The following is a 22,933-nucleotide window of genomic DNA, read 5'->3' on the forward strand; positions in this document are numbered from 1 at the left end:
GTCTCGCGGCCCATGTCTCAAATGTCATAGATACAGCAATTCAGGACATGAGAGCGACGGCGAGACGTTGCGCCCGCCAACCGCACGCGAGCACCCCGCCCCCGCGACAGTTTGGCCCTCGCGCCCCGCGCCGGGCCGGGCCGACTGGACAATTTGTCCATCCGCGCCCGGCCGGGCGACGCCAAGTCCTTGAGGGAACAAGCCCCCGCCCGCTGGCCCTGCCCTTGCTAGGCGGGCGTGCCGCGCGTCGGCCAAAGGCGGCGCGCCAAACAAGAAAAGCTGGAGGAAACATGTCCGTCACCGCGTTCGCGCCACCCCCATTTCTCAGCCGGGAGCGCACCATCGCCTCGGCCGGCTTCAATCGCTGGCTGGTGCCGCCGGCGGCCCTCGCCATCCATCTGTGCATTGGCATGGCCTACGGCTTCAGTGTGTTCTGGCTCCCGCTGTCACGCGCCGTGGGCGTCAGCGCGCCCGTCGCCTGCCCCACCGACATGAGCGCTGTGGCCGCCCTGTTCGCCACCTCCTGCGACTGGCAGATCTCGGCGCTGGGCTGGATGTACACCCTGTTCTTCGTGCTGCTCGGCTCCTCCGCCGCCATCTGGGGCGGCTGGCTGGAGACGGCGGGGCCGCGCAAGGCCGGTCTCGTCTCCGCCTTCTGCTGGTGCGGCGGCCTCGTGATCTCGGCGGCAGGCGTCTACCTGCACCAAATCTGGATGCTGTGGCTCGGCTCCGGCGTCATCGGCGGCATCGGCCTTGGGCTCGGCTACATCTCGCCCGTGTCCACCCTCATCAAGTGGTTTCCGGACCGACGCGGCATGGCCACCGGCATGGCCATCATGGGCTTCGGCGGCGGCGCCATGATCGGCGCGCCCCTCGCCAACATCCTGATGCAGCATTTCGCCAGCCCCACCTCGGTGGGCGTGTGGCAGACCTTCCTGGTGATGGCGGCCGTCTATTTCGTGTTCATGGTGGGCGGCGCGCTGAGCTACAGGGTGCCGCGCGAAGGCTGGGCGCCCAAGGGCTGGACGGCGCCGGTCGCCGCCGCCAATGCCATGGTCACCCATCGCCACGTGCACCTGAACGTGGCCTGGCGCACCCCGCAATTCTGGCTGCTGTGGGCGGTGCTGTGCCTCAACGTGTCGGCGGGCATCGGCGTCATCGGCATGGCCTCGCCCATGCTGCAGGAGGTGTTCGGCGGGCGGCTCATCGGCCTCGATCTCACCTTCTCCCAGCTCGATGCCGGGCAGAAGGCGCAGATCGCCGCCATCGCCGCCGGCTTCACCGGCCTGCTCAGCCTGTGCAACATCGGCGGGCGGTTCCTGTGGGCCTCCTTCTCCGACAAGCTCGGGCGGAAGATGACCTACGCCATCTTCTTCGTGCTGGGCTTCGGCCTCTATGCGCTGGTGCCCACCACCGCCCACATGGGCTCGGTGGTGCTGTTCGTGGGCGCGTTCTGCATCATCCTGTCGTTCTACGGCGGTGGCTTCGCCACCATCCCGGCGTATCTGGCCGACATCTTCGGCACCCACATGGTGGGCGCCATCCACGGCCGCCTGCTCACCGCCTGGGCCACCGCCGGCGTGCTCGGCCCGGTGCTGGTGAACTATCTGCGCGAATACCAGATCGCCTCCGGCATCCCCCGCGAGGCGGCCTACGACCAGACCATGTACATCCTCGCCGGCCTGCTGGTGCTGGGCCTCGTGTGCAATCTCCTCGTCCGCCCGGTGGCCGAGCACCTCTACATGAAGGACGAGGACCTCAGGAAGATGAGCAAGGCCGCCCTCGCCAAGGAGGACGCCCACGCCGACTTCGAGGACTTCGAGGAAGAGGCCAAGGACGGCGGCGTTGCCGTCCTGGCGCGCGGCTCCACCCCCGTGGCCTCCGGCTCCACCCCGCTGCCGCTGGTGGTCGCGGCATGGCTGGTGGTGGGCGTGCCCCTCGCCTGGGGCGTCTGGATCACCCTGCAGAAGGCGGTGATCCTGTTCCACTGATCCCGGCCCTTTCCGGCGCGCCCTGCCCTTGGCAAAGGGCGCGCCGGACTTGGTGTTATCTCCGTAAAAAACACGCTGTCGCCCCCTCTCCCGCTTGCGGGGGAGGGTTGGGGAGGGGGCAGGCCACCTCCTCCTGAAACGACGCGAGGGCGGATGCGCCGCAGCCCCCTCCCTGCCCTCCCCCGCCAGCGGGAGAGGGTGCCGCTGCGCCCGGCCGCAGGCGTGCCCCTTCAACCCGGCGCACAGCCTGTGTGCCGGACATCCCATTTGCCCGATCCCGCGATTTGCGCGATGGATGGGGCGATGACCGGCGATCCCGCGCTTTACAAGATGCGGCGGCGGCATCGGGGAGGAAAGGCGGGACGGATGGCGCGCCGGCGGCGGGCCACACGACGCGTCTTTCGCGCAGGACCCTCAACGCATGCCGGATCGGGCGCCGGCGGGGGTCGCAGAAGGACGATCAAGACCTGATGGCCACCACCGCCGATGCCCCGCAAGAGGCGGCGCATCACGCCGCCGGCGACATCGCCTTCAGCCCGCATCTTTCCGGCGCCTCCATCCTGGTGGTGGACGACGAGCCCGGCATGCGGAACTTCCTCGTGCGCATGCTCGCCTCCCGCTGCCGGCACGTGGCGGAGGCGGCGGACGTGGCGACGGCCTCCCGGCTGCTGGAGGCGACGCCCTTCGACCTCATCATCCTCGACAACATCATGGCCGGGCGCACCGGCCTCGAATGGCTGGAAGAGCTGCGCGGCTCGGGCTTCTACCGGGACGTGATCCTCATCACCGCCTTCGCGGATCTGGAAACCGCCATCAAGGCCCTGCGGGCCGGGGCGGCGGACTTCGTGCTGAAGCCGTTCCGCTCCAACCAGATCCTCAACGCCATCGCCCGCTGCCTCGACCGGGGCCGGCTGATGCGCGAGAATTTCGTGCTGCGCCGCGAGTTGAAAGCCCTGCCCGGCGTCGGCGCCATGGTGGGCGCCTCCAACGCCACCCGCTCCGTGCGGGGCATGATCGAGCGCGTCGGCCCCATGCCCACCACCGTGCTGGTCACCGGCGAATCCGGCACCGGCAAGGAGGTCACCGCCCGCTCCCTGCACGATGTCTCGCCCCGCGCCGGCAAGCCGTTCGTGCCGGTGAACTGCGCCGCCATCGCCCCTGAGATCATCGAAAGCGAGCTGTTCGGCCACCTGAAGGGCGCCTTCACCGGCGCCGCCTCCTCCCGCGAGGGGCTGTTCTTCTATGCCCAGGGCGGCACGCTGTTCCTCGACGAGGTGGGCGAGCTGCCGCCCGCCATGCAGTCCAAGCTGCTGCGCGTCATCGAGGACAAGAAGGTCCGCCCGGTGGGGGCCGAGCGGGAGGTGCCGGTGGACGTGCGCCTCATCGCCGCCACCAATTGCGATCTCGCCACGGCGGTGGCGCAGGGCCGCTTCCGGCAGGACCTCTATTATCGGCTCAACGTGGTCAACATCCATCTCGCCCCCCTGCGCGAGCGGGCACCGGACGTGGAGCCGCTGGCCCACCTGTTCATGGCCGAGCTGTCGGCCCAGCTCGGCGTGCCGCCCCTCGACCTGACGGCGGGGGTGCTGCGCGCCCTCGCCCGCTATGACTGGCCCGGCAATGTGCGCGAGCTGCGCAACGTCATCGAGCGCTCGCTCATCCTCGGCGAGTTCCCCAGCGACGTGGTGCCCGATGCCGACGAGGAACCGGCGGCGGCGGACGCGGGCGCCCTGCCCCAGGGCCTCGGCGCCGTGGAGAAGGCCCACATGCTCAAGGTTCTGGGCGAAGCGGGCGGCAACCGGGCGGAGGCGGCGCGGCGCCTCGGCGTCTCGCGCAAGACCCTCGACCGCAAGCTGAAGGCCTGGAATGCCTGACGCTACGGCGCAGGCCGCGCCAAGGGGCCGGTTGTCCCGCCTGTTCTCCCGCCTGCGCTCGGTGCGGGCGCGGCTGCTGGCCATCGCGCTCTTGCCGACGCTGATCATCATGCCGGCGGTGCTGGCGCTGGTGGTGACGTGGTGGACGCGGCAGTTCGACCACCTGCTCATTTCCAAGGTGGCGGGCGATCTCACCATCGCCCGGCAATATCTCGACCGCCTCATGGAGCGTTCCGACGAGACCCTGCACGCGCTGGGGGAGTCGGTCGCCTTCGCCCGGGTGGCAGAGGCCGGCGACGGCGCCGCCATGGCGGATTTCCTCGATGCCCGCCGCCGCGCCATGGGCCTCGATTTCCTCTATCTGCTGGACCCGCAGGGCCGCCGCGTCGCCGCCTCCCCGCCCTCGGTGAAGGACGGCCCGGCCGCGACCGCGTGGCTGGTGGAGCGCCGGGCGCTTGAGGGGCAGGCTTCCACGCAGATCGACATCTTCGGCCCGGACCAGCTCGCCCACCTCTCCCCCGAGCTTGCGGCGCGCGCCCATATCGCCCTCGTCCCCACCCCCGGCGCCGTGCCCACCGCGCGCGATGCCGAGGACCGGGGCATGGTGGTGCAGTCCGGCACCCCGGTGCAGCTTGCGGACGGCACGCGGAGAGGGGCGCTGGTGGGCGGCATCCTGCTCAACCAGAATCTTGATTTCATCGACACCATCAACGACCTCGTCTACCGCCCCGGCAGCCTGCCCGAGGGCTCGGCCGGCACCGCCACCCTGTTCGTGGGCGACGTGCGCGTCTCCACCAACGTGCGCCTGTTCGAGGGTCGCCGGGCGCTGGGCACCCGCGTCTCGAAGGAGGTACGCGAAGCGGTGCTGGGCGAGGGCCGGGTGTGGCTCGACCGCGCCTTCGTGGTCAACGACTGGTACATCTCCGCCTATGAGCCGGTGGTGGACAGCAAAGGCCAGCGCATCGGCATGCTCTATGTGGGCTTCCTGGAAGCGCCGTTCCTGGCGCTGAAGCGGGCAAGCCTTGCGGCGGTGGGCATTGGCTTCCTGCTGGTGGCGCTCATCGCCAGTCCCGTGCTGCTGCGCTGGGCCGCCGGCATCTTCCGGCCGCTGGAGGCCATGAATGCCACCATCGCGCAGGTGGAGGCCGGCACGCTGTCCGCCCGCACCGGTGTTGCCGCGACTTCCGACGAGATCGGCCGCGTCGCCCACCATCTCGACGGCATGCTGGACCTGCTCCAGCAGCGCGACGCCGAGCTGCGGCGCTGGGCGCAGGAGCTGGACGGCCGCGTCGCAGCCCGCACGGCGGAACTGAAGGCCGCCAATGCGGAGCTGGCCGCCACCCAGCGCCAGCTGGTAATGTCGGAGAAGCTGGCAGCCATCGGCGAGATCACCGCCGGGGTGGCGCACGAGATCAACAATCCGGTGGCGGTCATCCAGGGCAACCTCGATGTGGCGCGCGACGTGCTGGGGCCGGCGGCTGCCCCCGTGCGCACCGAGTTCAACCTCATCGACCAGCAGGTCCACCGCATCACCATCATCGTGTCGAAGCTGTTGCAGTTCGCCCGGCCGGCGGAATTTGCTGGCCATCTGGAGCCGGTTGCACCGGCCGAGGTGATCGGGGATGCGCTGCTGCTGGTGCAATACCTGCTCTCGCGCGGCGAGATCGAGGTGGCGCGGGACGAGGCCGCGACCCGCCTTGTGCTCATGAACCGGGTGGAGCTGCAACAGGTGCTGATCAATCTGATGGTCAACGCCGCCCACGCCATGCCGCAGGGCGGCGACAAGGCCGGCACCGGCCTCGGCCTCTCCATCAGCTTCACGTTGGTGGACCGGGCCGGCGGCACCATGAGCCTTGCGAGCCCGCCGGGACAGGGCGCCACCTTCGCCATCTGGTTGCCGCAGGCGGATGCCACCACCCCGTGGGTCGGCTGACAGGCGGCGTCCGCGCCGTTCTCAGACCAGCATGAAGCTGGCGATCATCGCCGCGTAAAGGGCGAGGAGGATGCCGGCGCCCAGCGCAGTGGTGCGCGGCGATGCCGCCTGCACCCACCAGTCGAAGCGGCGGCTGGCCCAGGGCACGAGGCGGGTGAGCATCAGCACGCTCGCCCCATTGCCGATGAACAGCGCCACCGCGAACGGCAGCCCGGCCCGGTCCATCAGCAGCGGGTTCTGCACCAGATGGCCGAACAGGAACACCACCGGATAGAGCATGAGCAGAACCAGCATGTTCTGCTTCCACGGTGCCGGCGGCTTGCCCCCCTTGGGCGCCGAGAACCATTGCTCGAAGCCGGTACGCACGGTGCGGGTGTGGAACTCGTCGATGAAGGCCCGCGCCTCCTCCAGCATGGCGGTGCGCTGGGGCGAGCCGAGCCAGGATTCCAGATGTTCCTGGGTGTCGAAGCGCAGGATAGCCAGGAAATCCTCCTGCACGCCGGGAATGGGCGCCTCCAGCCGGTAGCCCTCGAAGCCGGGGGCGCGGCTCTGCAGCGCCGTCATGCGCTGCTCCCAGGCCCGATAGGCCGCCTCCTGCCCGCTCTTCAGCCGGGTGGAGATGACCACCGACACCGGCGAGGGCAGCACCCCGGCGGCCCCGTCGCGCACGAGGTGGACATCGTCGCGCCCCGCCAGCATGGGCTGGACGCCGGAGATGCGCGCGAGGCGCTCCGGCGACTTCAGCCAGCCCACCGCATCCTGCGTGCTGGCGAAGCGCTGCAGGATCACCCAATCCACCTGCGCCGGCGGCGCGGGGGGCGCCACCGACTGCTCGATGAAGCCGGGAAAGCCGGCAATGACGCGCTTCGTCTCCTCCTGCCAGCCGGCGAAGGCGTGGTCCTGGCCCTTCAGCACCCGCGTCTGCGTGACGATGGTGACCGAGCCTTCGGGCGCACCGCTCATAACGGTCTGCTTTCAAGTCCACCGAGCCGGTCGAAGATGCGGTCCGGTGTGAAAGGCAGATGGGCGAAGCGCACGCCGGTGGCGTTGGCGAGCGCGTTGGCCACCGCCGGCGCCACCGCGTTGATGGCGCATTCGCCCTGGGCCTTGGCGCCCAGCGGGCCGATGGTGTCGTGGGTGTCGGCGAACAGCACGGTGGTGCGCGGCGTGTCGGCGAAGGCGGGGATGTGGTAGTTGCGCAGCGCCGCGTTCACCACATTGCCCTGCGCGTCATGCACCATGTGCTCGGTGAGCGCCCAGCCCAGCCCCATGGCCACCGCCCCCTCGATCTGCCCTCGGCATTGCAGCGGGTTGATGAGGCGGCCGATGTCGGCGGCATGCACACTGTGGAGGATGCGGATTTCCCCCGTCACCCGGTGCACGGCAAGCCGCACCCCCTGCACATTGAAACCGATGGTGCGCGGCGAGAGATAGGCCTTGCGCTTGGCCTCCAGGCCATGGCCCTCGGCGGCGGCGAGCCGGCACAGTTCGGCGAGCGAAATGCGCTGGGTCGCGCTCTCCACCGCGTCGGCCGCAAGCCGCCAGTCCTCCGGCGCGGTGTTGGTGCGCCGCGCCGCATAGGCGAGGATCTCGGCCGCGAGCGCCCGCGCCGTCAGCTCCACCGCCTGCCCGGCCACCACCGTGCCGGTGCTGGCGAAGGTGCCGGTGTCGTAGGGGGCACGGTCGGTATCGGCATTGATGATGGCGATGGCCTCCGCCCGCGTGCCCAGCACCGCCGCGGCGATCTGGCGATGGGCGGTGACCGAGCCGTTGCCCATCTCGGTGGAGCCCACGGCGAGGTGATAGGTGCCGTCCGCCAGAAGTCGCATCTCGCCGCCCGAGCGATGCTCGGTGGGGGGGCCGGCCTCCAGCACGGCCAGCGCCACGCCGGTGCCCTCGGCCCAGTCGCCCTCGGGCGTCCGCTCGCCCTTGCCGCTGGCGAGTTCCGCCTCCACGAGGTCGAGGCACTGGTCGAGGCCATAGCTGCCGAAGGCCACATCGCTCGGCTCGGCCCACACCGACTGGATCACATCGTCCGGCCGGATCATGTTCCTGCGGCGGATGGCGAAGGGATCGATGCCGAGCTTTGCGGCGAGGTCATCCAAAGCGGATTCGATGGCGAACGAGGTTTGCGAGGCGCCATAGCCGCGAAAGCCGCCGCCGGGGATGACGTTGGTATAGACCGCATGGCCCTCGGCCTTCTTGGCCGGGCAACGATAGGCGGCAAGCGGACTGCCCAGCGCCGCCGCCAGCGTCTCCCCGCCATGGCCGCCATAGGCGCCGGTGTTGGACACCACATGCACCTCCAGCGCGGTCAGGGTGCCATCCGCCGTGGCGCCCATCTTCACCCGCGTGGTCATCTGGTGGCGGCTGGTGGCGCCGAGGAATTCCTCCGGCCGGGTAAACTCCCACTTCACCGGGCGGCCGAGCTTCAAGGTCGCCAACACGCAAAGGTCTTCCGACAGCATCTCCTGCTTGCCGCCGAAGCCGCCGCCCACCCGCTCGGTGAACACATGCAGGTCGTGGGGGAAGATGCCGAACAGGTAGCAGAGCTTCCGGTGGGTGATGAACGGCGCCTGTGTGGAGGTGCGCACATGGATGCGCCCCTCCCCGTCCCGCCAGGCGATGGAGCCGTGGGTTTCGAGGTGCGCATGCTGCACCCGGGAGGTGGAATAGGTCTCCTCATGGACCACGGCAGCGGCCGCGAAGCCCTCGGCGACGCTGCCCACCTCGCCCTTGAGGCAGAGGAAGACATTGCCCCGCGCCCCACCGGCAAGCCCGTCATTGCCGGGATGCAGCAGGGGCGCGTCCGGCGCCATGGCATCAACCGGATCGAACACGGCGGGCAGGATCTCGTAATCCACCTCCAGCGCCCGGCAGCCGGCCTCGGCCGCGCCTTCGGTCTCCGCCACCACGGCGGCGATGCGCTGGCCGACGAAGCGGGCCACATCATCGAGGATGAGGGTGTCGTCGGGATCGACCAGATGGTCCTCGTGGGTGGCGGTGCTGAAGAGCTTCTTCGGGACATCCTCATGGGTGAACACCGCCACCACGCCGGGGATGGCCAGCGCCTTCGCCGTGTCGATGCGCAGGATGCGCGCATGGGCGTGGGGCGAGCGCAGCACCTTGAGATGCAGCAGGCCGCGGAGCGCCGGGTCGGCGGCGTCCACATCCATGGTGTAGCGGGCATGGCCGGTGACGATGCCGGCGCTGAACGGATTGGGCAGGCTGGCCCCGCACGCCGCCCCCGCCACGTCCTGCTCGATGGCGGCGACGCCGTGGACCGCGTCGGCGATGGACCGATAGCCGGTGCAGCGGCAGAGGTTGCCCTTCAGCGCGCGCGGCAGGTCGGCCCGCTGGTCCTCATCGAGGGCTGCCACCGTCATGATCATGCCGGCGGCGCAGAAGCCGCACTGGAACGCCTGCGCCTCCAGAAACGCCTGCTGCACCGGGTGCAGGTCGTTGCCCGACGCGAGGCCCTGCACGGTGGTGACCTGCCGCCCCTTGGCCCGGAAGGCGGGCATGAGGCAGGAATGCACCGGGCGCCCGTCGAGCCACACGGTGCAGGCGCCGCAATCGCCCGCGTCGCAGCCCTTCTTCACCCCCAGCGCGCCGCTCTCGCGCAGGAAGGTGCGCAGGCACTGGCCGGGACACGGCTCTGCGGCAACGGTCCGCCCGTCGATGCTGTAGGTCACGCGTCTCTCCTGCCAGCCGCCAGTTCCGCCCGGATCTCTTCCGCGAAATGCACGGTGAGATGGCGCTTGTAGGCGGGCGTGCCATTGACATCGTCGAACCAGCCATCCGCCGGGATCGCCCCCGCGAGCGCGGCCTGAAGCGCGTCGGCGTCCGGCATCACCGCAAAGCGCAGTTGCACCGGGCGCGGGGTCGAGGCGGTGATGGTCAGGAGCAGGTCGCCGTTCGGCCCGCTGGTGCCGATGAGCAGCGCCGCCGAGCGGCCGAGCTTCGTCAGCGATGCCCGACGCAGGGCGAAGCGCCGCTTGAAGGACGCCGCCGGAACATGGATGGCACGCAGCAATTCGCCGGGGGCCAGCACATTGGCATGGTTGCCGGTGACGAAATCTTTCGCCGCCACCGTGCGCGGCGCGCCCGCGCGGGGCCACAGCACATAAGTCGCCTCCAGCGCCACGGTGAGGGAGACCATGGCGCCGGCCGGTAGCGACATGCAGATGTTGCCGCCCACGGTGGCCACATCCGCCACTTTGAACGACATGAGCAGGGCATGGGCGCAGGCGCGCAGCAAGGGCGCGGCGGTCCAGTCCGACGGGGCGGAAAAATCGGCGAGGGCGCCGATGGTGGCGGTGGCCGCGATCTCCAGTCCCGCGTCAGACGCCATCAGTGCCGGCCAGTTCAGGCCGTTGAGGTCCACCAGCGTGTCGATGCCCGGCTGCGGCTCGGACATGAGCCAGGTGCCCCCCGACAGCCAGGCGTGGCCTGCGGGCCAATCGGCCACCTCGTCGGCGCTTGAGGGCGACCTGACCTGCCGCACGGTGTTCAGATCCATTCGTCGTTCCGCCTTTTACGCCTTGGTGCCGCTGGTTGGTCGCGCAGAGGTCGGGCGCGTCGTCCGGAGCCGCCAGAAGAAATCACAGGTTGCACCCGATCATTTCCCGAAACCGGGGCAGGTGAACAGACTATCCGAAACGCGACAGGATTTTCTCAAGAGTCCGCTTGAAAATCAGCCCCGATAGGTGCTGAGGCGGTGCCGCCGCCAAATCCCCACACGGCCCCATTGATTTCCAAAGCGGCTCTTACGTGACGGCCGCACCTCAAAACGGCGAAGGGCGCCGCTTTCCGCCGTGGCCAGAACCACCTTCTGCTACCGTCCGCCGATGCCGGCCAGCGTGACCCTTGCCTTCGGCGGCGCGGAAAGGTCAGATGCCCGGATGAATGTGGCTCAGTCAAATGCAGCGGAGCGTCCTTCCGCCGCCGGGCGGGACAGCCTCGGCTGTTCGCTCGCCGCGCTCTGCGACGGGCAGGAGCTGAGCGGTCACGGTTTCGTGATCTATCGCAAGTCCCACGACGGCGCCGAGCTGAGCCGGGTGGAGACGGGGCCGAGCGACCGGGGGGTGCTGGTGGGCCTCTCCCTCACCGGTGGACACCGGCGGCGAATCTTCACTGGAACCCGCTCGGTTTCCTACGATTTCGCGGCGGACAGCTGTTACATCCGCCCATTCGCCGAAGACTACCGGGCCGACATCGAGACTGGATTCGAATTCCTTCTGCTGGAGGTCTCCCAGGCCGCGCTCCATCACACCTGCGCCGAAAATGGCGTTCCGCTTGCGGACGGCCTGTCCCCCACGCAGGCGGGGACCGACCCGGTGCTCGCCCATCTCGGCCGCGCGGTGCTGCCGGCCCTCGCCCGCCCGGCGATTGCCAGTTCGCTGTTCGTGGAGCAGGTGGTGTGCGCCATGCAGACCCATCTGGTATCGCGCTATCACGGCACCGTCACGCGAGCCATGCGCGGCGGCGCCCTTGCGGCCACCCAGGTGCGGCGCGCCCAGGAACTGCTGGTGGCAGGGATGGACAGCGCCGTGCTGATCGGCGACATCGCCACCGCCTGCGATGTGTCGCGCAGCTATTTCATCCGGGCCTTCCGGCAGGCGACCGGCGCGACACCCTACCAGTGGCTTCTCGCCCGGCGCGTGGAGCGCGCCCGCGAGTTGCTCACCCGATCGGAACTGTCGCTGGCGGATGTGGCGATCCAGTGCGGCTTTTCCGACCAGAGCCACATGACGCGCACGTTCGCGCGCCTCACGGGGGCGACGCCCGGCGCCTGGCGGCGCGCCCGCTAACCTCACCCGTGCGGCGACCGTTGACACCGACGGAATGGATGGTGCCAAGCAACCATTTCGCAGCATTTGGGATACGCCGCACAAACAGCGGCGCTCATCTCAATGTGATTAAATGACAATTCAAAGACGTTGCGCGTGTTTTCGGAACATGCAACTTGCCTGACACGGAGCCGATCTGCCGGGTCCGATCGTCCAAAAGCGCGGACTTTCCTTCAAGACGCTTCACGCGCCCCGCGCGATAGTCGCCGAGAACCGCACCAGCCGGGGGCGAAACCATGACCGCGACATCGGGAACCCTCCAGCCCCCCGCCGCCGCGCGGCCATGCACGCTCCCCTTGGATTCGGGACCGCCTCCCCCGCCCGGCCACCGCGCGGCCCGGCCAGCGGCCGGCGCGCCTGAAGCCCTCTTCGTCAGGGCGGGTTCGCGCGAAGTGGGTACCGGCTCGCGTGAAGAAAACGCGTCAATATAACGCCCTAGAGCCGAACCTCCGGCACGCCGAAGACCTCGTTGCGGGCCAGGGCGGCGTCCACCGCATGGCCGTCCTGCGTCAACGCATATTCCACGTGGCGCACCCGGCCTTCGCGTTCGCGCCGCGTCACATAGCCAACGGATTCCAGCTCCTTGAGCCGCGCCGACAGGACCCGCGCGGAGATAGCGCCGGGAAGCGCCCGGCGCAATTGACCGAACCGCAGCGTCCCGTTGCGCGCGAGCGCGGCAATGATATGGCCCATCCACTCCTGGGCCATGAACTTGAGGAAATGCTCGGCCTGACACCGCCCGAGGCCGATCTTCTTGGCATCTGTTTCGTCGTCCATGGATGAAACCAGTATCTCGAAGGTAACTAATGGCCGCAGCGCCCGTGTGGCGCTAGCTTCCCGTCCGCTCAGTCCCCACCATCACAGCAGGAGATTTCCCCGTGTCAAATGCCGTCGCTGCCCCCGGCGGGATGTTGTTGTCTCCCAACGACCACACCCTGATCATGATCGACTTCCAGTCGCAGATGTCGTTCGCGACCAAGTCCATCGACGCCGTGAACCTGCGCAACAACGCCGCCCTCGTCGCCCATGCGGCGGCCGGGTTCGGCGTCTCCACCATCCTCACCACGGTGGCGGAGAAGAGCTTCTCCGGCCCCATGTTCTCCGAGATCACCGACGCCTTCCCCAGCGAGAAGCTGCTCGACCGCACCTCCATGAACACCTGGGAGGATGAGGCCGTCATCGCCAGGGTCAATGCCATCGGCAAGAACCGCATCGTGCTGTCAGGCCTGTGGACCGGCGTGTGCATCGTCGGCCCGGCGCTGTCGGCCATCGAGCAGGGCTTCGAGGTCTATGTCATCGCCGATGCCTGCGGCGATGTCTCGGACGAGGCCCACGAGCGCGCCATGCAGCGCATGATCCAGGCCGGCGCCCGGCCCATGACCTCGCTGCAATATCTGCTGGAACTGCAGCGCGACTGGGCCCGCACCGGCACCTACGACATGACCACCGGCATCGCCAAGAAGTTCGGCGGGGCCTACGGCCTCGGCATCATCTACGCCAAGACCATGTTCGGCGCCTCGGAAGGCCACTGAACATGGACCACGCCTCATCGGCCCCCGGCGCCCCGGCCGGCGGCCTGACGCGCCGCACCGCCCTTGAACTTGGCGCCGGCGCGGCGCTCGCGGCTGCCCTCGGCCTGCCCCTGCCCGCCGCGGCCGCGCCTTCAGATCCGATCAAAGGAGCCACAGCCATGCCTTTCGTCACCACCAAAGACGGCGTCGAGATCTTCTACAAGGATTGGGGTCCCAAGGACGCCCAGCCCATCGTGTTCCACCACGGCTGGCCGCTGTCGTCGGACGACTGGGACACGCAGATGCTGTTCTTCGTGCAGCACGGCTACCGCGTGGTGGCCCATGACCGGCGCGGCCACGGCCGCTCCACCCAGGTCAGCGACGGCCACGACATGGACCATTATGCCGCCGACGCCTTCGCGGTGGTCGAGCACCTCAACCTGAAGAATGCCGTCCATATCGGCCATTCCACCGGCGGCGGCGAGGTGGCGCGCTATGTGGCCAAGCACGGCCAGCCGGCCGGCCGCGTCGCCAAGGCGGTGCTGGTTTCAGCCGTGCCGCCGCTGATGCTGAAGACCGCCGCCAACCCGGAAGGCCTGCCCATCGAGGTGTTCGACGGCTTCCGCAAGGCCACCGCGGACAACCGCGCCCAGTTCTTCCTCGACGTGCCCACCGGCCCCTTCTACGGCTTCAACCGCGAGGGCGCGAAGGTCTCTCCCGGCGTGATCCAGAACTGGTGGCGGCAGGGCATGATGGGCAGCGCCAAGGCCCATTATGAGGGCATCAAGGCCTTCTCCGAGACCGACCAGACCGAGGACCTGAAGACGATCACGGTGCCGACGCTGGTGCTGCATGGCGAGGACGACCAGATCGTGCCCATCGCCGATTCCGCGCTGAAGTCCATCAAGCTGCTGAAGCACGGCACGCTGAAGACCTATCCGGGCTTCTCGCACGGCATGCTCACCGTCAACCACGACGTGATCAACGCCGACCTGCTCGCCTTCATCAAGGCCTGACCCCGACGGCGCCGGCCCGGCCGGCGCCGTCCCATCCAGGGCGCACATGGCATGAAGCTTTATCTCGCCTCGCTGGGCGCCGGCCTTCTGGTCGGCATCGTCTACAGCCTCATCAACGTGCGCTCGCCGGCGCCGCCGGTGGTGGCGCTGGTGGGGCTGCTGGGCATCCTCATCGGCGAGCAGATCGTTCCCGTGGCGCGCCACCTGATCGCCGGCGACAGCCTGCGCACCGCCATCGGCCTCGCCGACTGCTCCGACCATGTGCTCGGCCAGTTGCCCGGCCGGCAGAGCGCGGCAGTGGAGCCGCCGCAAGACACCCCCCTCAGAGACACGCCGCCCCGCACCCCTCCCGGAACCTGAGCGGAGCAGCGCCATGGCCGACCAGAAGACCCCCGATCGCCGCCAGTTCATCGCCGCCGCGGGGCTCATGGCCGCCGCCGGCCTTGTCCCCACCTCCCCGAAGGCGCAGACCATGAGCGAGACCGCCGACCTCATCCTCTTCAACGGCAAGGTCACCACCCTCGACCGCACCAACCCGCAGGCCGAGGCGGTGGCGGTTAAGGACGGGCGCATCCTGTTCGCGGGCGCCACCTTCGACGCCATGCGCCACGCCGGGACCACCACCAAGATCATCGACGTGGGTGGCCGGCGGATCATTCCCGGCCTCATCGACAGCCACATGCACATCATCCGCGGCGGGCTGAACTACAATATGGAACTGCGCTGGGACGGGGTGCGCTCCCTCGACCACGCCATGGAGATGCTGCGCAAACAGGTGGCCGTGACCCCGCCGCCGCAATGGGTGCGGGTGGTGGGCGGCTTCACCGAGCACCAGTTCGCCGAAAAGCGCCTGCCCACGCTGGAGGAACTGAACGCCGCCGCGCCCGACACACCGGTGTTCATCCTTCACCTCTATGACCGCGCCTTGCTCAATGCCGCCGCGCTGCGCGTGGTGGGCTACACCAAGGACACGCCCAACCCGCCCGGCGGCGAGATCGTGCGCGATGCGGCCGGCAATCCCACCGGCCTGCTCTTGGCCCAGCCCAACGCCACCATCCTCTATTCGACGCTGGCCAAGGGCCCCAAGCTGCCGGCCGAATACCAGAAGAATTCCACCCGCCATTTCATGCGCGAGGTGAACCGGCTGGGCGTCACCAGCGTCATCGACGCCGGCGGCGGCTTCCAGAACTATCCGGACGATTATGCGGTGATCGAGGAGTTGCACCGGGACGGCCAGCTTTCCGTGCGCATCGCCTACAATCTCTTCACCCAGAAGCCGAAGCAGGAGCTGGCGGATTTCTCCGGCTGGTCGAAGCAGGTGAAGCCCGGCCAGGGCGACGACCTCTACCGGAACAACGGCGCCGGCGAGATGCTGGTCTATTCCGCCGCCGACTTCGAGGACTTCCAGGTGGCCCGGCCGGACATGCCGCCCAACATGGAGGGCGACCTCGAACCGGTCATCCGCCTGCTCGCGGAGAACCGCTGGCCGTGGCGGCTGCATGCCACCTATGACGAGACCATCTCGCGCGCCCTCGACGTGTTCGAGAAGGTCAACAAGGACGTGCCGCTCAAGGGCCTCAACTGGTTCTTCGACCACGCCGAGACCATCACCGACCGCAACATCGACCGCATCGCGGCGCTGGGGGGCGGCATCGCCGTGCAGCATCGCATGGCGTTCCAGGGCGAATATTTCGTGGAGCGCTACGGGGCCGGCAAGGCGGAGCGCTCCCCGCCCATCCGCCGCATGCTGGACGCCGGCATTCCCGTGGGCGCCGGCACCGATGCCACCCGCGTCGCCTCCTACAATCCCTGGGTGTCCCTGTCCTGGCTGGTGACGGGCAAGACCTTGGGCGGCCTCGCCCTCTACCCGCCGTCCAACCTGCTCGACCGCGAGAGCGCGCTCAGGCTGTGGACCGAGGCCAATACCTGGTTCTCGTCCGAGCCCGACAAGAAGGGGCAGGTGAAGGCGGGACAGCTCGCCGACCTCGCGGTGCTCTCGGACGATTATTTCTCCGTGTCCGAGGACAAGATCCAGGACATCACCAGCGTGCTCACGCTTCTGGGCGGCACGCCGGTCCATGGCGACGGCGACTTCAGGACCCTCGCCCCGGACCTGCCGCCGCCCATGCCCGACTGGTCGCCGGTGCGCACCTTCGGCGGCTATCAGAAGCGGGCGGAAACCGGCGAGCGCAAATACGCCTTCGCCGCCGCCTGCGGCTGCGCCACCGCGTGCGGCGTCCACGGCCACGCCCACGCCAGCGCGCTGGCGGCCAGCGTGCCCGCCGCCGACGAACGCTCCTTCTGGGGCGCGCTGGGCTGCGCCTGCTGGGCGTTCTGATGGGGAGGGGGCAACGCCTTGAGACGATGGAGCACCGTCGCCGTCCGGCTTGACCGGACGGCCCATGGCCCGGCCGGGAACGCGCCTCCGGGACAAGGGGAGAGATGGGCCCTCCGGTCAAGCCGGAGGGCGACGATGGTGAGAAGCGGCCCCCTCTCCCGCACCGAAGCCGGATGCTTCCGGCTTCGGCTCTCGGAGAACCGAACTCGGCAACAGCCGAGTTCGGGCGGGGGAGGGTTGGGGAGGGCGCAGGCCCTTTGCGCAAACGCTCACACCGGGTGGAGAAACCGCAGCCCCCACCCTGCCCTCCCCCGCAAGCGGGAGAGGGTTCGCACCGGACCTGGCCGCCAAGGCCACCATCGCCCCCGTCACCCAAGCCAATGCCCACGCCGCTCGACCCGCTTCAAACCTTCGGAACCACACCGCCCATGGCTGAAAGCGCAAGCAACGCCCCCCTCACCGCCCTCGCCCGGCGCCTGATATCGCCGGCGCCGGTGCGGTTTCTCGCGCTGCTCGCCGTGTGCGGGGCCTATATCCAGGGCGGCCTTACCAAGGCGCTGGACTTCAACGGCGCGCTGGCGGAGATGACCCATTTCGGGCTCACCCCGCAGGCGCCCTTCGCCGTAGCGGTGATCGTGCTGGAGCTGGGCGCCTCCGCCCTGATCCTCAGCGGCCGGCTGCGCTGGCTGGGGGCGCTGGGGCTGGCGGGCTTCACGGTGCTGGCCGCCTTCCTCGCCAACCGCTTCTGGGCCATGGCGCCCCCCGAGAGCACCATGGCCGCCAACGCCTTCTTCGAGCATCTGGGCCTTGCCGGCGCCTTCGTGCTGGTGGCGTGGTACGATCTTGTCCACGGCGCCTCCACCGGGACCAGCCTGCACGGGAGAGACCTGTGAGCGACCACACCCACGGCGCGACATCTTCCGCCCCTCCGGCTGCGCCCGCCTCCCCGCCCCCGGCAGCCGGCGGCGCCTTCGCGCCGCTGCGGCGACCGGTGTTCGCCGTGCTGTGGGGCGCCACCGTGCTGGGCAATACCGGCAGCTTCATGCGCGACGTGGCCAGCGCCTGGATCGTCACCGATTTGTCCGCCTCCCCGGCGGCGGTGGGCATGGTGCAGGCCGCCGCCATGCTGCCGGTGTTCCTGCTCGCCATTCCCGCCGGCGTGCTCTCCGACATCCTCGACCGCCGCCGCTTCCTGATCGGCATCCAGATCGCCCTCGGGCTGGTGAGCGCGGCGCTGATGCTGCTGTCCATGAGCGGGCTGATGACCGTGTCGTCGCTGGTGGCGCTCACCTTCCTCGGCGGCGTGGGCGCCGCGCTGATGGCGCCCACCTGGCAATCCATCGTGCCCGAATTGGTGCCGCGTCCCGAGCTGAAGAGCGCGGTGGCATTGAACTCGCTGGGCATCAACATCGCCCGCTCCATCGGCCCGGCGGTGGGCGGCCTGTTGCTCGCCTCCTTCGGCGCGGCGGTGACTTATGGCGCGGACGTGGCGAGCTACGTGCTCGTCATCGCTGCCCTGTGGTGGTGGCGGCGGGACGCGGGCGCACAGGACGAATTGTCCGAGCGCTTCACCGGCGCCTTCCGCGCCGGCCTGCGCTATGCCCGCGCCAGCCGCGAGCTGCACGTGGTGCTGCTGCGGGCGGTGTTCTTCTTCTTCTTCGCCAGCGCGGTGTGGGCGCTGCTGCCGCTGGTGGCGCGGGAGCTGCTGAAGGGCGACGCCGCCTATTACGGCGTGCTGCTGGGCTCGGTAGGGGCCGGGGCCATCGCAGGCGCCCTGCTGCTGCCGCGCCTGCGGGCCTTCGCCACCGCCGACGGGCTGGTGCTCGGCGCCGCCTTCGTCACCGCCGCCGCCACGGCGAGCCTTGCCTTCGCCCCGCCGCGCTGGCTCGCCCTGGTGGTGCTGCTGGCCATGGGCGGGGCGTGGATCATCGCGCTGACCACCCTCAACGCCACCGCCCAGTCGATCCTGCCCAACTGGGTGCGCGGGCGGGCGCTGGCGGTCTATCTCACCGCCTTCAACGGCGCCATGGCCTGCGGAAGCATCACCTGGGGCCTGGTGGCGCAGCAGATCGGGCTGGCGGCGGCGCTGCTGGTGGCCGGCGCGGGCCTCGTGGTGGCCGGGCTCATCCTCCACCGGGTGAAGCTGCCGGCGGGGGAGGCCGACCTCACCCCCGCCATGCACTGGCCCGAGCCCCTGCTCGCCGCCCCGGTGGAGAATGACCGCGGCCCGGTGCTGATCCTCATTGAATATCGCATCGCGCCGGAGGACCGCCCGGCCTTCCTCGAGGCCCTCTACCTTCTCTCCGCCGCCCGCCGCCGCGACGGCGCCTATAATTGGGGGGTCACCGAGGATGCCGCCGACCCGTCGCTGATGGTGGAGTGGTTCATGGTGGACTCCTGGGCCGAGCACCTGCGCCAGCATCGCCGAGTCTCCCACGCCGATGCCGACGTGCAGGCCGGCGTGCTGAAATTCCACCGGGGCGACGCCCCGCCCCATGCCCGCCACCTGATCGGGGCCGAGCGTCCCGGCCGGGGTCCGGGCGGGGTGGCCTGAGGGACGCCGGGCATGGAGTCCGGCGCCCTCACCTCATTACTAAAATACCACCAAACCGAGATCGCGCCGAAGTCCGGACTTTCGCCGGGAGTTCGGCGGGAATCGGGTGCCGATGGTGGTGAACCTCATGAACCCGGCGCGCGCCTCGAAGGGCTGAGCCGCGGGCCATTGGCCAAGCCCGCGCGGCGCTTGAGCGGACCCACTCGGCATCGGTCGAAGACCGGTGCCGATGGTCTCACGTTGGGTTTTCCAGGTTGAACTGGCGGGTGTGCTCGTCATAGCCGAACAATTCGCCGTAGCGCCCCCAGGTAATGAGGGCGCGCAGGGTGTTTTCCGCGAAGTCCTCCGACATATAGTCCTCCAGTTCCTCGGAAAAACGCGTGAACGGCGCCTTGTGGCTCGGCCGCTCGTCCAGCACCCGGCGGATCAGCCCCGCCAGCGGCACATAGGCCAGAAGATGCTCCGCGAACAGGCGCTTGCGGGCATCCACGTCCAGGTCCACGAACCGCCGCCCGGCCTCGGTGAGGGTCACGTCGCCCGCCTCCAGCTCGGCGAACCGCATGAGCTGCAACGTCTCGACGATGGGGAACAGCTCGTCCACCTCCATCTGCAGGGTGCCAGCGAGATCCGGCAGGTCGGCCTTGCCGCCATAGGGCGGCGCCGCCAGCGCCTCCATCAGGCCGGAGATGAGATTGGTGGAAATGTGCGGCAGCGCCATGCCGATGCCGGTGCCCGGCAAGGCGCCCTCGCCCTTGCGCGCCTCCTTCTCCGCCGGGGTGCGCTGGGTCATGCGGCCATAAATGTCGTCGACAATGGCGCGGAATACCGGATCCAGCCGCGAGCGCGGATGCGGCAGCTCGATCCTGATCTCGGCCGCCACCCGCCCGGGATTCGAGGAGAAGATGAGGATGCGGTCGCACATCAGCACCGCCTCCTCGATGTTGTGGGTGACCATGAGGATGGACTTGATGGGCAGGCGGCCCTCGATCCACAGGTCGATGAGGTCGGTGCGCAGGGTCTCGGCGGTCAGCACATCCAGCGCCGAGAAGGGCTCGTCCATCAGCATCAGGCGCGGGTGCACCACGAGCGCCCGGGCAAAGCCCACGCGCTGGCGCATGCCGCCGGACAATTCCTTGGGATAGGCGCTCTCGAAGCCGTCGAGGCCGATCAGGTCGATGGCCTCGATGGCCCGCCGCCGCCGTTCGGCTGCCGGCACGCCGATGGCCTCCAGCCCCACCTCCACATTCTCCAGCACGGTGAGCCATGGGAACAGCGCGAAGCTCTGGAACACCATGGACAGGCCCTCGCTGGGGCCGGTCACGGGCTTGCCGCGCCACTCCACCCGGCCCGAAGTGGGCTTCACCAGGCCCGAAATGATGCGCAGGAGCGTGGACTTGCCCGAGCCCGAACGGCCGAGCAGGCCCACCACCTCGCCCTCGCGGATGGTGAGGGAGACGTCGTCCAGCACCACGAGGTCGGCATTGTCGCCCTTGGCGTAGACCTGCCGCACGCCAGAGGCGTTGACGAGGAAGGCGCCTTCGGTTGCGGGGCGCGGCGCGGCCCGATCGATCACAGCCATTCAATCCTCCTTCAGTCGAGGCGCAGGCGACGGCCGGCGAACGTGAACATGGGACGCCACAGCAGGCGGTTGAAAAAGATGACGAAGATGGACATCACCGCCACCCCGAGCACGATGCGCGGATAGTCGCCGGCGGCGGTCGCATCGGCGATGTAGGCGCCCACCCCGTGGGCCCGCAGCGTGGTGTCGCCCCAGCTCGCCACCTCGGCGACGATGGAGGCGTTCCACGACCCGCCGCTCGCGGTGATGGCTCCGGTGACGTAATAGGGAAAGATCCCTGGCAGCATCACCTTGCGCCACCAGTTCCAGCCGCGGATGCGGAAGGTGGAGGCGGCTTCCTTGAGGTCGTTGGGGAAGGCGCTGGCGCCGGCCACCACGTTGAACAGGATGTACCACTGAGTGCCCAGCACCATCAGCGGCGACAGCCAGATGTCCGGGTCCAGTCCCAGCCGCACGATGGCCACCACGGCGAAGGGAAAGATGATGTTGGCCGGGAAAGCGGCGAGGAACTGGGCCAGCGGCTGCACGCGCTGGGCCCAGCGCGGTCGCAGCCCGATCCACACCCCGATGGGCACCCAGATCAAGGTTGCAAGCGCGATCAGAACGATCACCCGCAACATGGTGAGGACGCCGAGGCCGAACACCCGGATCACCTCGGGCAGGCTCAGTTCGGTGGCGACGAAGGCGACGATCACATAGAGCGCATAGCCGGCCACGGTGAACACCAGCGCCAGCCAGATGCCCTCCGCCCAGCGGCTGGTCCACGCGCTTTCCACGACGCGGCGGGTGTCCTGCGACACCGGCGCGGAGAAGGACAGGCGCTGGCGCGGCACCGCCGCCAGCATGGCGCCCAAGGGCTGGAGCACGCGCTGGAACAGGAAGGTGCGGCGGGCGGCCGACAGCAGCCAGGAGCGCGGCGCCGGCCCGCCTGCGGAAGTCTCCACCCGAAACTTGTCGGCCCACGCCACCAGCGGGCGGAACAGCAGCTGGTCATAGAGCAGGATCACCGCCAGCATGGCGAGCACCGCCCAACCCACGGCGGCGAGATTCTGCTCCTTGATGGCGAGCGCCACATAGGAACCGACGCCCGGCAAGGTAATGGTGGTGTCGCCCACCGAGATGGCCTCCGAGGCCACCACGAAGAACCAGCCCCCCGACATGGACATCATGGTGTTCCACACCAGGCCCGGCATGGAGAACGGCACCTCCAGCCGCCAGAATCGCTGCCAGCCGGTGAGGCGGAAGCTGCGGGTGGCCTCGTCGAGGTCGCGCGGCACCGTCTTCAGCGACTGGTAGAAGCTGAAGGTCATGTTCCAGGCCTGGCTGGTGAAGATGGCGAAGATGGCCGCCAGTTCCACCCCCAGCACCCGGCCGGGGAACAGGGACATGAACCCCACCACGGTGAAGGACAGGAAGCCCAGCACCGGCACCGACTGGAGGATGTCCAGCATGGGCACCAGCACCATCTCCGCCCGCCGGCTTTTGGCCGCCAGCGCGCCGTAGGCGAAGGTGAAGACCAGCGAGGCCACGATGGCCGCCAGCATGCGCATGGTGGTGCGCAGGGCATATTCCGGCAGCATGGCCGGATCGAGCGAGACCGGCGCAAGGTCGAGCGCGGCCAGCGGCGCAAGGGTCTCCTTGCCGCCATGGACCATGAGAATGAGCCCGCCGAACAGCAGCCCGAAGGCGAGCGCGTCCCAGAGGTTCGGCGCGAACGTGCGCCGGCGGCCCGCTTCCAGGGCCGGGTGATGCATCGTCATGATGAAAGAATCCGATTTCCGCGGTAGGGTCGGCCATCCGGAGCACATCGCAGGCCGCACCGAACGGCGCGGACCCAAACGGCATGCTCAACGTCTTGCGTTCTCAATGTATTGGGCTCGAAGCGCGCTTCCTCACGGGACCTCAGGGGTCGTTCCGGCGGAAAGACACGTTCGATCACGTCCAAACGCCGCCGCGCGCGGCAGCGTCAGCGCCGACTTCGGTCCTGTCCAGCAGCGCTGGTCCGGCAGGTGCGATGCCTGCGGAACAGGGGCTTGCGCAAAAGATGTGTGCGGAAAGGAAGCGTCCGCATGGGTTCACCTTTCATCCCGGAGCCTGCGGCGGCGGGAGGACGAACCGGACGCGAAAGGTCAGGTCCGTGCCGCTGCGAGCAGGCTCGAGCTAGATCGACTGGAACTGTCCATCAGAGGAACGACTTTCGATTGACCGGCACGGGGACCGTCGCGCCCGGCTATTGCTCTGGGAAACCGCGAGGTCAAGGCCTTTTTGCATTGCGGCAACACCCA

The 22,933-nt window shown here is 69.1% G+C and carries 16 protein-coding genes; 10 read left to right on the forward strand and 6 right to left on the reverse strand.

What is annotated here, in order from left to right:
* Positions 1-290: 290 nt before the first annotated feature.
* The 3 genes from FBQ73_RS10620 to FBQ73_RS10630 all read left to right on the forward strand — a co-directional run bounded on the left by FBQ73_RS10620 (position 291) and on the right by FBQ73_RS10630 (position 5,798).
* A complete protein-coding gene (locus FBQ73_RS10620; protein WP_138399442.1) occupies positions 291-1,991 on the forward strand; it encodes an OFA family MFS transporter in 1,701 nt (566 codons plus the stop codon).
* A gap of 470 nt (positions 1,992-2,461) precedes the next feature.
* Positions 2,462-3,865, forward strand: a complete 1,404-nt coding sequence (locus FBQ73_RS10625; RefSeq protein WP_138399443.1) for a sigma-54-dependent transcriptional regulator — start codon at positions 2,462-2,464, stop codon at positions 3,863-3,865.
* Positions 3,858-5,798 carry a sensor histidine kinase gene (locus FBQ73_RS10630; RefSeq protein ID WP_138399444.1) on the forward strand — a complete coding sequence of 647 codons (1,941 nt, stop codon included), beginning with the start codon at positions 3,858-3,860 and terminating at the stop codon, positions 5,796-5,798. Before FBQ73_RS10625 ends, FBQ73_RS10630 begins: the two co-directional genes overlap by 8 nt.
* Before the next feature lie 21 nt (positions 5,799-5,819).
* Here the strand turns inward: FBQ73_RS10630 and FBQ73_RS10635 are convergent, their stop codons facing one another.
* Genes FBQ73_RS10635 through FBQ73_RS10645 form a run of 3 tightly spaced genes read right to left on the reverse strand, consistent with a single transcriptional unit; the run spans position 5,820 to position 10,320 of the window.
* Complete coding sequence (locus tag FBQ73_RS10635) at positions 5,820-6,761, reverse strand: antibiotic biosynthesis monooxygenase (RefSeq protein ID WP_138399445.1); 942 nt, start codon at positions 6,759-6,761, stop codon at positions 5,820-5,822.
* A complete protein-coding gene (locus FBQ73_RS10640; protein ID WP_138399446.1) occupies positions 6,758-9,493 on the reverse strand; it encodes a molybdopterin-dependent oxidoreductase in 2,736 nt (911 codons plus the stop codon). Before FBQ73_RS10640 ends, FBQ73_RS10635 begins: the two co-directional genes overlap by 4 nt.
* Positions 9,490-10,320, reverse strand: coding sequence for an FAD binding domain-containing protein (locus tag FBQ73_RS10645; RefSeq protein WP_138399447.1), 831 nt, complete (start codon positions 10,318-10,320; stop codon positions 9,490-9,492). The genes FBQ73_RS10640 and FBQ73_RS10645 overlap by 4 nt, the downstream gene beginning before the upstream one ends.
* Positions 10,321-10,702: 382 nt before the next feature.
* Here FBQ73_RS10645 and FBQ73_RS10650 point away from each other — a divergent pair, with 382 nt between their 5' ends.
* The gene (locus FBQ73_RS10650) at positions 10,703-11,611 is read left to right on the forward strand and encodes a helix-turn-helix transcriptional regulator (RefSeq protein WP_170218838.1); all 909 of its coding nucleotides are present in this window, start codon (positions 10,703-10,705) and stop codon (positions 11,609-11,611) included.
* A 474-nt stretch (positions 11,612-12,085) separates the two neighbouring features.
* Here FBQ73_RS10650 and FBQ73_RS10655 read toward each other — a convergent pair whose 3' ends face one another.
* Positions 12,086-12,427, reverse strand: a complete 342-nt coding sequence (locus FBQ73_RS10655) for a winged helix-turn-helix transcriptional regulator (RefSeq protein WP_138399449.1) — start codon at positions 12,425-12,427, stop codon at positions 12,086-12,088.
* Between the two features lie 131 nt (positions 12,428-12,558).
* Between FBQ73_RS10655 and FBQ73_RS10660 the strand changes: the two genes are divergently transcribed.
* From FBQ73_RS10660 to FBQ73_RS10685, 6 genes are all read left to right on the forward strand, one after another.
* Positions 12,559-13,182 carry a hydrolase gene (locus FBQ73_RS10660; protein ID WP_138399690.1) on the forward strand — a complete coding sequence of 208 codons (624 nt, stop codon included), beginning with the start codon at positions 12,559-12,561 and terminating at the stop codon, positions 13,180-13,182.
* 158 nt (positions 13,183-13,340) lie between these two features.
* Entirely contained in the window at positions 13,341-14,177 is an 837-nt protein-coding gene (locus tag FBQ73_RS10665) for an alpha/beta fold hydrolase (RefSeq protein ID WP_342780535.1), read from the forward strand.
* A gap of 51 nt (positions 14,178-14,228) precedes the next feature.
* A complete protein-coding gene (locus FBQ73_RS10670; RefSeq protein WP_138399451.1) occupies positions 14,229-14,537 on the forward strand; it encodes a XapX domain-containing protein in 309 nt (102 codons plus the stop codon).
* Positions 14,538-14,550: 13 nt separating this feature from the next.
* On the forward strand, positions 14,551-16,515 hold the full coding sequence (locus FBQ73_RS10675; protein ID WP_210236744.1) for an amidohydrolase: 1,965 nt from the start codon (positions 14,551-14,553) through the stop codon (positions 16,513-16,515).
* A gap of 428 nt (positions 16,516-16,943) precedes the next feature.
* Positions 16,944-17,408, forward strand: a complete 465-nt coding sequence (locus tag FBQ73_RS10680; protein ID WP_138399452.1) for a DoxX family protein — start codon at positions 16,944-16,946, stop codon at positions 17,406-17,408.
* Positions 17,405-19,069: an MFS transporter gene (locus FBQ73_RS10685; protein WP_138399453.1), complete on the forward strand. Its 1,665-nt coding sequence runs from the start codon at positions 17,405-17,407 to the stop codon at positions 19,067-19,069. Before FBQ73_RS10680 ends, FBQ73_RS10685 begins: the two co-directional genes overlap by 4 nt.
* A gap of 235 nt (positions 19,070-19,304) precedes the next feature.
* Here FBQ73_RS10685 and FBQ73_RS10690 read toward each other — a convergent pair whose 3' ends face one another.
* Positions 19,305-20,648 carry an ABC transporter ATP-binding protein gene (locus FBQ73_RS10690; RefSeq protein WP_138399454.1) on the reverse strand — a complete coding sequence of 448 codons (1,344 nt, stop codon included), beginning with the start codon at positions 20,646-20,648 and terminating at the stop codon, positions 19,305-19,307.
* Positions 20,649-20,659: 11 nt separating this feature from the next.
* The gene (locus FBQ73_RS10695) at positions 20,660-22,408 is read right to left on the reverse strand and encodes an ABC transporter permease (protein ID WP_138399455.1); all 1,749 of its coding nucleotides are present in this window, start codon (positions 22,406-22,408) and stop codon (positions 20,660-20,662) included.
* Positions 22,409-22,933: the final 525 nt, after the last annotated feature.

The organism is Xanthobacter autotrophicus (assembly GCF_005871085.1).
Taxonomy (GTDB): Bacteria; Pseudomonadota; Alphaproteobacteria; order Rhizobiales; family Xanthobacteraceae; genus Xanthobacter; species Xanthobacter autotrophicus.